This is a genomic window from Peptoniphilus sp. BV3C26 (genome assembly GCF_000478985.1).
Classification (GTDB): domain Bacteria; phylum Bacillota; class Clostridia; order Tissierellales; family Peptoniphilaceae; genus Peptoniphilus_B; species Peptoniphilus_B koenoeneniae.
Window position 1 is genome coordinate 1 of record NZ_AWXB01000023.1, and the last position, 8,187, is coordinate 8,187.

10 protein-coding genes and 1 other RNA gene are annotated in these 8,187 nt (G+C 30.7%); 5 read left to right on the forward strand and 6 right to left on the reverse strand.

The window, feature by feature from the left end; all coding sequences use genetic code 11:
• Positions 1-806: 806 nt before the first annotated feature.
• The 3 genes from HMPREF1253_RS02460 to HMPREF1253_RS02470 form a co-directional block, all read right to left on the reverse strand.
• Positions 807-1,271 carry a transposase gene (locus tag HMPREF1253_RS02460; RefSeq protein WP_023055183.1) on the reverse strand — a complete coding sequence of 155 codons (465 nt, stop codon included), beginning with the start codon at positions 1,269-1,271 and terminating at the stop codon, positions 807-809.
• 158 nt (positions 1,272-1,429) lie between these two features.
• The gene (locus HMPREF1253_RS02465; protein ID WP_023055176.1) at positions 1,430-1,924 is read right to left on the reverse strand and encodes a hypothetical protein; all 495 of its coding nucleotides are present in this window, start codon (positions 1,922-1,924) and stop codon (positions 1,430-1,432) included.
• A 15-nt stretch (positions 1,925-1,939) separates the two neighbouring features.
• Positions 1,940-2,518: a YtxH domain-containing protein gene (locus tag HMPREF1253_RS02470; RefSeq protein ID WP_023055177.1), complete on the reverse strand. Its 579-nt coding sequence runs from the start codon at positions 2,516-2,518 to the stop codon at positions 1,940-1,942.
• A gap of 76 nt (positions 2,519-2,594) precedes the next feature.
• Between HMPREF1253_RS02470 and HMPREF1253_RS02475 the strand changes: the two genes are divergently transcribed.
• Positions 2,595-3,374, forward strand: coding sequence for a histidinol-phosphatase HisJ family protein (locus HMPREF1253_RS02475; protein ID WP_036739233.1), 780 nt, complete (start codon positions 2,595-2,597; stop codon positions 3,372-3,374).
• On the opposite strand, the gene ssrS is transcribed toward HMPREF1253_RS02475, so the two are convergent.
• Positions 3,373-3,554: non-coding RNA, 6S RNA (gene ssrS, locus HMPREF1253_RS09860), on the reverse strand. The two genes, HMPREF1253_RS02475 and ssrS, sit on opposite strands and share 2 nt — an antisense overlap.
• 39 nt (positions 3,555-3,593) lie before the next feature.
• Complete coding sequence (locus HMPREF1253_RS02480; protein WP_023055182.1) at positions 3,594-4,472, reverse strand: RluA family pseudouridine synthase; 879 nt, start codon at positions 4,470-4,472, stop codon at positions 3,594-3,596.
• A 66-nt stretch (positions 4,473-4,538) separates the two neighbouring features.
• Between HMPREF1253_RS02480 and HMPREF1253_RS02485 the strand changes: the two genes are divergently transcribed.
• Entirely contained in the window at positions 4,539-5,339 is an 801-nt protein-coding gene (locus HMPREF1253_RS02485) for an NAD(+)/NADH kinase (protein ID WP_023055180.1), read from the forward strand.
• 35 nt (positions 5,340-5,374) lie between these two features.
• On the opposite strand, the gene HMPREF1253_RS02490 is transcribed toward HMPREF1253_RS02485, so the two are convergent.
• The gene (locus tag HMPREF1253_RS02490; protein ID WP_023055175.1) at positions 5,375-5,842 is read right to left on the reverse strand and encodes a hypothetical protein; all 468 of its coding nucleotides are present in this window, start codon (positions 5,840-5,842) and stop codon (positions 5,375-5,377) included.
• A gap of 216 nt (positions 5,843-6,058) precedes the next feature.
• Between HMPREF1253_RS02490 and HMPREF1253_RS02495 the strand changes: the two genes are divergently transcribed.
• From HMPREF1253_RS02495 to HMPREF1253_RS02505, 3 genes are read left to right on the forward strand one after another with little or no spacing between them, the layout of a single operon-like run.
• Positions 6,059-6,484 carry a QueT transporter family protein gene (locus tag HMPREF1253_RS02495; RefSeq protein ID WP_023055179.1) on the forward strand — a complete coding sequence of 142 codons (426 nt, stop codon included), beginning with the start codon at positions 6,059-6,061 and terminating at the stop codon, positions 6,482-6,484.
• A gap of 42 nt (positions 6,485-6,526) precedes the next feature.
• Positions 6,527-6,991 (forward strand): NUDIX domain-containing protein, encoded by a 465-nt coding sequence (locus HMPREF1253_RS02500; RefSeq protein WP_023055178.1) that lies wholly within the window; start codon positions 6,527-6,529, stop codon positions 6,989-6,991.
• Entirely contained in the window at positions 6,988-8,169 is a 1,182-nt protein-coding gene (locus HMPREF1253_RS02505; RefSeq protein ID WP_023055181.1) for an MFS transporter, read from the forward strand. The genes HMPREF1253_RS02500 and HMPREF1253_RS02505 overlap by 4 nt, the downstream gene beginning before the upstream one ends.
• Positions 8,170-8,187 lie beyond the last annotated feature (18 nt).

Below are 8,187 nucleotides of genomic sequence, written 5' to 3' on the forward strand. Positions count from 1 at the left end.
GAATGTAGGGACCAATTTATTGGTCCGGCGGCGAAGCCGAATTATTTAAAATAAAATGATAAAACATAAATACAAAAATAATCTTTATTGAAAAAATTTAAAACAAATATTGATTTTGTTTTCACACCTAACACACACGAACCGGTAAACCGGTCCCTACAGCCCACAAAATCCCACGCATAAATTTATGGTAATTTTATCCACACATGGAATCCACGAAGGAACGTGGGGTAATTTTGTGCGAAGAGGTTTCAAAAGATTAAATATTTGCAAGCGAATGTAGGGACCAATTTATTGGTCCGCCGCCGTTAGGCGAATTATTTGGAGATAAAATAAAAAAATGAGAAAGAATAAATGCAGATTAAATATAAATTGAAAAAATTTAAAATACAAAATAAAAATAAAAATTTAAAATAAATTTTTATTCAAATGCAATATTTGTTCTCTCACCCAATTCACACGGACCGGTAAACCGGTCCCTACAGCCAGAATAAAGTTTGTGGCAAGGGATGAGGATTATTTAAAAAAAGAATTTTAAACCATTGTAGGGACCAATTTATTGGTCCGGTGGCGTATGGCGAACGAATTGAAATAAAATAAAAAATGAAAATGAAAATTTATAAATAAATGGTTTGTTGAAAAAATTTAAAACAAATATTAACTTTGTTTTCACACCCAACACACGGACCGGTAAACCGGTCCCTACATGCCCATATAATATTTTAAAACAAATATTGATTTTGTTTTCTCACCCAACACACACGGACCGGTAAACCGGTCCCTACATGGTTTATTTAAAATTAATTTTAATCGACAAACAAAGAATCCAAATACCACCTTTTGGGATTGTTTGAAATATATTCCCGTATATTCATGAGATCTTCATCATTTCTTACAATGTGATCATAAAAATTCTTTTGCCAAAAACGATTGTCAAAAATCTCTCGAGAAAACAATTTTGTAGAAAAAACCTTAAAAAATTTAACAATCTCAATAAGATCAAATTCATTATTTTTAAAAATTAAAAAATGAAGATGATTGGGCATAATGACATAAGAATCAATAGAGGAACCTGGAAATGATTCACAAAGAGCAGAAAAAGAACGAGCGATAATAATATCCGAATCGTTGGAGGGCACAAATGTTTCTTGAGAAATTTCTCCGAGCAAATTTCTGCGACCATTTACACATAGGGTAATAAAATAAAATGTTGGGGTTTTATAATCAAAGCCTTCAAGATGCATAGGCTTTCTTTTGGGAAATTTATCCATAATTACCTCCAAAAACAAGGAAATTATAGCATAAAACGGTGTAATTTTAAACCATTGTAGGGACCAATTTATTGGTCCGGCGGCGAAGCCGAATTATTTAAAATAAACAATGATAAATAAAAAAAAGGCATATGTTAAATATGCCGATTTTTTTATTTTTATTTACCGAAGAGAGTTGTTTTTATTACTTCTATTACTTCTTTTAAAATGTAGAAGTAATCAACTACGTTGTTTGCGTTTAAGTGGATTGTTTTGGCGGTATCGCTTACGGTATCTGTTACGTTTGAAACTGCTCCTGTTACTTTATCTGCTGCAAGGTCCAGGTTTCTTGTTACGTTATTTACTGTATTTGATACTCCTCCCACGCTTTGGGCAAGTTTTTCTACTTCTGGTTTTACGTTTGTCAAAAGCTCATTGGCTTCACTGGAAATAGAAGATACATTAGCAGTGATTTTTATTGCGTCATCAGAAATTGCGGGTATTTTTTTCATTGTATCGTCTATTACATATTGGTTCTTTTCTACAATTTCTTGAACTTTTCCCAATATTCCCAGGACTTTTTTAAGGACAAGGGCTAAGAATATCAGTGCTCCTGCTCCCGCTAAATATAATATAATTCTGAGCAAATCTTCTAAAGTAATTGTTGCTCCCATAATTATAGATTCCTCCTATTTCTTAATGTCTTTTTTTACTTCTTTTGCTCCGTCTTTTACGTCTTTTTTTACTTCTTTTGCTGCTTCTTTTACGTCTTCTGCTGCTTTTTTACCTTTTTCTTTTACTTCTTCTGCTTTTTCTTCTACTTCTTCTTTTGTTTCTTTTGCTTTTTCTTTTACTTCTTCTGCTTTTTCTTTTACGTCTTCTTTTGCGTCTTCTGCTTTTTCGGAAATAACTTCTCCTATTGCTCTTGCTTTATATTTTGCATTTTCAACGGCATCTTTAAAGTCTTCTTTTGCATCGCTGGCTTTTTCTTTTAAATCGCCCATGATTTTTCTGCTTGTTTCGCCTGCTTGATATGCTTTATATTGAACTGAGTCTGCAAGGTCTTCTACTGAAGATTTTACGTTTAGTGCTGCGTCTTTAGATTTTTCTGCTATTTTCTTTCTTGTTTTATCGCCTGATTCAGGTGCAAATAAAATTCCTGCAAGTCCTCCTAGGGCTGCTCCTGTTAAAACTGCTCCTGCCTTTTCTGCAAGTCTTTTTCTTTCTTGTTCTCTTCTTTTTCTTTCAAAATAATCAAAAATTCCCATGTTGGGCCTCCCTTTTAATATGTGATATTATTTATTTACCCAATATTATCAAATTCAAACGATTAAGGAGTTTTTTATGAAATTATTTGATTTACATTTACATTCTAATTTCAGCTTTGATTCTGTGGAAGATCCTGAAAAAATTGTTAAGAGTGCTATTGCTAAAAATGTTGAGGTTATGGGTTTTACTGATCATTATGATATTTTTTTAGGTGATAAAGAGCCTTGTATGTACAATTTAAATGATTATTTTAAGGAGATTGACAGGCTTAGGGATAAGTATTCTTCAAAGATAAAAATTTTAAGAGGGATTGAAATAGGTTTAAATTTAAATTTTAAGGGCTTTATTGATAGGTTAATTGATCTTTATCCTTTTGATTATGTTATTGGTTCTATTCATGGTATTTACGAGGATGATATTTTTGAAAATAGGGATAAGATTGAAAAAAATCCGCATTTTTGGCTTAATAAATACTACGATTACATTTTAAAGTGTCTTAATTCTTTTGATAATTTTAATATTTTAGGCCATTTGGATTATATAGATAGGTATATTGATTTTAAATATGATCCCTATGATTATCTTGATAGGGTTGAAGAAATTTTTAAGCTTTTAATTAAAAAAAATATTGCTCTTGAGATTAATACTGGTGGTCTTAGAAAGGGGCTTAATTTTCCTCATCCTAAGAAGGTTTTTTTGGACAGGTATTTTGATCTTGGGGGAAGATTTTTAACTCTTGGAAGTGATGCTCACAGGGCTTCTGATGTGGCGTGTGATTTTGATTTTGCTCTTAAGTATATTTCTGAGTATCCTGGGGAGCTTATTTATTTTGAAAGGGGAAAGATGATTAAATAAAAATTCCGCAATGCCGTATGCTCCATTAATTCAGACCCGCCCTAGTTGTTAGGTGGGTGGCCTGCCTAATATCTCTAAAGTCCCCGCAGGGCATTTTATCCTTATTAAGACGACGGCCTCCCGGATCTTTTCTGTCGGTTGAATTAAATGAAGTTTTTATTTCGCACATCGCAGAATCTATTTTTATTATAATTCATCAATTAACTTTTTACAAGTTTATTACATTATTAAGGTCTTCATATCACAAGGTAATTCTCCTTTTATTTCAAGGATTTTATTTGTCCTTGGATGGTTAAATTTTAAGTAATAGGAGTGCAGGGCTTGTCTTTTTATTAGGGGTGATGGATTTCCGTAAAGGGGATCTCCAACAAGGCTATGACCTATATAGTTTAAGTGGACTCTTATTTGGTGAGTTCTGCCTGTGAAAAGCTGAACTTCTGCCAGGGTCATATTGTTAAAGGTTTTTATGGGTTTTACAAGGGTCTTTGCGTATTGGCCTCTTTGGTCTACTATTCTTTTTATTCCGTCTTCTGAACGCAAGATATTTTTTTCAATTATGGTTTCTCTATCTATTACTCCTTCTACTATTGCCATGTATTTTTTTATGATTTTTCCTTCTTCCATTTGTTTTGCCAGTTGGGAGTGGGCGTTGGAATTTTTTGCCACGATTATAAGTCCGCTGGTATCTCTATCTAATCTATTTACTAGTCTTATTTTTCTTTTTATATTATTTTTTAAAAAATATCCTGCTAAATAGTTTGAAAGGGTTCCCCTTTGTTCCACGTTTACTGCGTGGGCAATTATGCCTGGTTCTTTGTTTACTATTAAAAGGTCATTGTCTTCATAGACTATATCAAGTTCTTTTTCTTCAGCTATGGCGTTTAATTCTTCTTCTTCAATTTTTATGGAGACTATATCCCCTGGTTTTAAGTCAATGTTTTGAAGGATAAGCTTACCGTTTACAAATATATTTTTTTCTCTTACGCTTCTTCTAATGTATCTTGATGACAAGTTTATTTTTTTTAAAAATTCTTTATTTTTCATAGCTTTATCAACTGTAAAATGATAAAAGTTAAAATCGTCTTTTAATATATCCATATCCACCTCTTTATTTTTTGCAAAAGTTACTATATTATATACTTTAGTTAAAGTAAAGGTGAAAAGATGTCAAAAATAATTAATATTATTTCAAATTACAATTTTGAATCAAAAAAAATCTCTTATGAAATTTATGAAAAACTAAAGGAAAGGGACTACTTACCTTCTACAACTTTCAATCACAAGGCTGAACTTACAATCTGCATTGGTGGAGATGGGGCTTTTATTAAGTCTATTCACAACAACAATTTTCCTCAGATGCCTATTGTGGGAATTAATACTGGTCACTTGGGATTTTTTCAAGAAATTTTACCAGATCAGATAGATTGGTTTTTGGATCAATATGAAAAAAAGGATTATGAAATTGAAGATTTAAAACTTGTTAAGGGTGATATTTATACAAAAAACCGAGTTATAAATCTTACGGCTTTAAATGAAATTGTCCTAAAGGCTCAACATTCAAAGACTATTCACATAAATGTTTTTGTACAGAGAAATCATGTTGAAAAATTTTCAGGAGACGGAATTTTAGTTTCAAGTCCTTCGGGATCTACTGCCTATAATTTTTCAACGGGAGGGTCTATTGTTTATCCAACTTTAAATGTTTTACAAATGACTCCTATCTCTCCTGTTTTTTCTGCTGCCTACAGGTCCCTAATCCACTCTGTAATCGTTCCTGGAGACCATGTGATAAGTTTGGTACCTGAAAGAAGATATTCTAACTCCTGCCTTGTTCTAGTGGATGGAAATGAATATAGTTTTTCAAATTTAAAAAGAGTGAATTTAAAAATTTCTAAAAATTCCATAAAAAAATTAGTCCTCAATAAGGATTCTTATTGGGACAATTTGAAGAGCAAATTCTTATAAAAAACCTCTCTATCTTTTAAGATAAAGAGGTCTTTTTAATCTTTAAGTTTATTTTTTTCGTCTTTATTTTCTTTTAATCTTTTTTTATTTTTTTCATCTTTTAAGAAAATTGCCATGACTAATAGGACAATCCAAGAAACTGAATAGGAAATGGATTTGCCTAAGACAAAAAATAAAACCAAGCCCAATAAAACTATTTGCCTATTGTCTAAATTAAAGGGAAAGGATTTTTCTTTTTTATTTTCCACTTCTTTTGCTTCATAGCTTATATTTTGAGGAAAATTATTATCCAAGACTTCTTTAAGATCTGACATGTCTCCAAATTCATTTATAATTTCAAAAAAGGCATCTTCTTCTCTATTTGATATTTTGATTTTTTCTTCCATGCCTAAGTTCATATTTTTTTTAAGTTCGGCTTTTATATTTTTGTTTTTTTGAGTTTCTGGATAGCCTAAAAAAATATTGTCAATGTAGGTGTTAATTTCATTAAATTCTCTATACATGGTCTCTCCTCCATAAATCTTCAATTTTATTTAAACACAAAGTTTTTTTAAAGAAAAGATTTTAATTTTATTTTTACTTATTTCTTATATTATATTTACACTTTTTATATCTTTTTCATTCATTGCAAAAGGAACTTTTTTTTGTTACTATTTTAAATGGTGATATTATGAAGACAAAAGATTTAGCAAAAAAATGCCATAGTACTCGCTTTTTATATGTTGCTTATAGGTTTAAACCCCTATGGGTTTTATATGTTTCAGTTAAGAATTGGTGAGGCTCTTTCAGTCCTTCCTTTTTTTAACAGAAAGTTTGTGCCTGCCTTAATTTTAGGTGGAGCTCTTGCAAATTTTACATCTCCCCTTGGACCTATTGATATGATCGTAGGTGGTTCCTGTGCAATTATAACTTATACTTTAAGTAAATTTATAAAAAACGTCTACCTTAATTCTTTAATCTTTAGTTGTGTATCTGGACTTTTAGTAACTTTAGAACTTTTTAAAACTGGAAACCTTGATATGACTATGAAACTTCCTTTTTTAATAAGTTTTGTAAGTATAGCTGGTTCTACTTTAATTGTTACAAGCCTTGCTTGTTTTATAATTAATAAGACTAAATTAAAAGAATTAATAAAAAACAACTAATCCTTGATTATCAAGGATTTTTTACATAATTGGGAAGTGTTTATGAAAAATTATTTTACTCTTGCCTATATAAGAAATTTAGAAGATAAGGAAAAATTTTTATTTTTACTGAGAAATAAAAAGAAAAATGATATAAATAAGGGAAAATATATTGGCATCGGCGGTCACGTGGAGGAAGGTGAAAGCCCTGACCAAGGTATTGACAGAGAAATATTTGAAGAAACTGGTTTAATTGTTAAAAATAAAATTCACTGTGGAAGTGTTTTTTATAGGGATATTTCCGGCTACCATGAGACTATGGAAGTTTATTATGTTGATGATTATAAGGGGGTTTTACATGAGTGTGATGAGGGAGAACTTCACTGGCTCTATCCCCAGGAATTTATGGATCTTCCCCACTGGAAGGCTGATGAAATATTTTTAGACTATGTTTTTCAGGGGAAAGTTTTTTCTAAGATGAGTTTTCTCTATGATAAAGACAACTTATTGGAGGTTGTTAAAGAATGAATAATACAATAAAATTTCCAAAAGAAAAATATTTAATGACTCAATTTTTCTATTGGATGATTATTTGTGCCGTTCCTACTTTTATGAATGCCTTTTTAACTGGAAGAAATATGAGTCCTACTGAAATTGGTATTGTTACAGGCTTTGGAAATATAATTGCGGTTTTTTTGCAACCGAGCATAAGTCACATGGCTGATAAGTCTAAAAGATATAATGTTAGAGATTATCTTCTCTTTCTTTCTTTTTTAGGAATTTTTATGGTTGGTGGAACTTTATTATTTAAGGATTTTTACTTAACTTTTATTTTTGCCATGCTTTCTATTACTGTTTCTCAACTGATTTTTCCTTTAATAAATGCTCTTTCTTTTTATTACAAGAAAATTAATGTAATTATAAATTATGGTCTCAGCCGTGGAATAGGTTCTATTTCTTTTTCAATTACTTCTGTAATTTTAGGAAGACTTGCTCTTAAAAATACTGAGTCGCCTATGATTTTTGGACTTTTTCTCTATATTGGGATTTCAATTTTACTGATTTTTCAAAGTTTTAAAAATGTTAACCTAATAGACAATGAAAGCTTTGATGAAAAAAAGGTTGAAAAGAAAAATAATTACATTTCAAGAAAAAATTTAACTTTATTTTTAATTGGGGTTGCTGGTCTTTACACTTCTTATATGTTTTTAATAAATTACATTTTTCAAATTGTAAAAAACATAGGGGGAACTAATAAGGACGCAGGCCTAGTCCTTGCTATAGCTTCTATAATAGAGTTTCCTGCAATGTTTGCTTTTTTAAAATTAAATAAGAAATTTAAAATTCAAAGTATTTTAAAATTTTCAGCTCTTATGTTTGCTTTAAAGGGAATTTTAACTTACATGGCAACTAATGTGGAATTCTTATTTTTAATACAAATCACTCAGGCTGTGGGCTTTGCCCTTTTTACTCCGGCTTCAGTTTATTTTATGGATCTTGCAGTTTCCCCTAGAGAGGCTACAAAGGCTCAGGGTTTTCTTTCCAGTGCCATAACTCTTGGCAGTGTTATAAGTGCTTTTGTTGGAGGTGTGTCCATAGATCTTTTTGGACCTTCCCATGCAATTTTAATTTCCACTTGTCTTGCCCTTTTAGGCAGCGGTCTTATCTTTATCTCTATTAAAAATTATAAATTAGATAGAAATTAAAAAAAATCACAAAGTTTT

Bases quoted from the DNA above. Each gene is read 5' to 3' on its own strand.
- HMPREF1253_RS02480 (WP_023055182.1), bottom strand. From the start codon at position 4,472: ATGGATATATTAAAAGACGATTTTAACTTTTATCATTTTACAGTTGAT.
- HMPREF1253_RS02500 (WP_023055178.1), top strand. From the start codon at position 6,527: ATGAAAAATTATTTTACTCTTGCCTATATAAGAAATTTAGAAGATAAG.
- HMPREF1253_RS02495 (WP_023055179.1), top strand. From the start codon at position 6,059: ATGTTGCTTATAGGTTTAAACCCCTATGGGTTTTATATGTTTCAGTTA.
- HMPREF1253_RS02490 (WP_023055175.1), bottom strand. From the start codon at position 5,842: ATGTATAGAGAATTTAATGAAATTAACACCTACATTGACAATATTTTT.
- HMPREF1253_RS02460 (WP_023055183.1), bottom strand. From the start codon at position 1,271: ATGGATAAATTTCCCAAAAGAAAGCCTATGCATCTTGAAGGCTTTGAT.
- HMPREF1253_RS02485 (WP_023055180.1), top strand. From the start codon at position 4,539: ATGTCAAAAATAATTAATATTATTTCAAATTACAATTTTGAATCAAAA.
- HMPREF1253_RS02470 (WP_023055177.1), bottom strand. From the start codon at position 2,518: ATGGGAATTTTTGATTATTTTGAAAGAAAAAGAAGAGAACAAGAAAGA.
- HMPREF1253_RS02465 (WP_023055176.1), bottom strand. From the start codon at position 1,924: ATGGGAGCAACAATTACTTTAGAAGATTTGCTCAGAATTATATTATAT.
- HMPREF1253_RS02505 (WP_023055181.1), top strand. From the start codon at position 6,988: ATGAATAATACAATAAAATTTCCAAAAGAAAAATATTTAATGACTCAA.
- HMPREF1253_RS02475 (WP_036739233.1), top strand. From the start codon at position 2,595: ATGAAATTATTTGATTTACATTTACATTCTAATTTCAGCTTTGATTCT.